Genomic DNA, 1145 nt, shown 5'->3' on the forward strand with positions numbered 1-1145 from the left:
CATATTGAGGACTGAATTTATGAAGAAATCTCGTTTTAGCGACGCGCAGGTTATTGCAATTTTGAAGCAGGGAGAAAGCGGTATTCCCGTTGCGCAGCTTTGCGGGGAGCATGGTATGAGCGCAGCCTCCTATTATAAATGGCGTTCGAAATATGGTGGCCTTGAAGCCCCTATGATCCAGTCAATGAAATCAACGGAGGATGAGCTGCGCCGCTTCAAGAAAATGTACGCAGAGCTCAGCCTGCAAAACGAACTTTTGAAAGAAGCTCTTGGAAAAAAGGTCTAAGGCCGTCTCCGCGCAAAGAGATGGCCCGTTCCGCTGTCGCGGACAAGCAGGTATCAATTGCTTTGGCGTGCCGCACATTTAGTGTGAGCCAGCGGTGTTATCGTTACACTCGGCTTTTGAATGACGACAATGCTCTGATTGCCGATTGGCTGGTTCGCTTGACATGTACGAACAAAACCTGGGGCTTTGGCCTGTGTTTCCTTTATCTTCGCAATATCAAAGGCTTTGGTTGGAACCACAAGCGTGTTTATCGCATTTACCGGGAGCAGGAGCTGAACCTTCGGATCAAGCCGCGCAAGCGATTGAAGCGGGAAAAGCCGGACAAACTGGCGGTTCCTGCGCAGGTAAACAAAGTTTGGTCCATGGATTTCATGTCAGATCAACTTGAAGATGGTAGACGGTTCAGGACTCTGAATATTCTTGATGACTTCAATCGGGAGGGACTGGCTATTGAAATTGACTTTTCCCTTCCAGCCCTACGGGTCGTACGCACCTTGAAACAGGTGATAGAGTGGCGCGGCAAACCTGAGATCATTAGGGTTGACAATGGCCCGGAAAATATCAGTGAAACGCTACTCTCATGGGCACACAAGCAAGGCATTAAGATACTGCATATTCAGCCGGGTAAACCAGCTCAGAACGCCTATATCGAGCGCTATAACAGAACGGTTCGCCAAGAATGGCTGGATCAAAATTGCTTTGAAACAATCCATCAAGTTCAGGCGCAAGCTACCAGATGGCTCTGGACTTACAACAACCAACGGCCCAACATGGCCATCGGCGGCATCTCGCCCGCAACAAAACTGAAACTGGCTGCATAACTCTAATGCAAAACTCCTCCATAAATGGGGGGATTACC

The 1145-nt window shown here is 49.0% G+C and carries 1 protein-coding gene; it reads left to right on the top strand.

The annotated features are described in order from the left end of the window. Positions 1–19 precede the first annotated feature (19 nt). Positions 20–1107, top strand: a protein-coding gene (locus PsAD37_RS19800; RefSeq protein WP_244272548.1) for an IS3 family transposase whose coding sequence is annotated in 2 segments (ribosomal slippage) — positions 20–206 and positions 206–1107 — 1089 coding nt in all. Because the reading frame shifts where the segments join, the coding sequence is not laid out codon by codon here. The last annotated feature ends 38 nt before the right edge of the window (positions 1108–1145 follow it).

Origin of the sequence: Pseudovibrio sp. Ad37, assembly GCF_001623075.1 — a bacterium.
GTDB lineage: Bacteria > Pseudomonadota > Alphaproteobacteria > Rhizobiales > Stappiaceae > Pseudovibrio.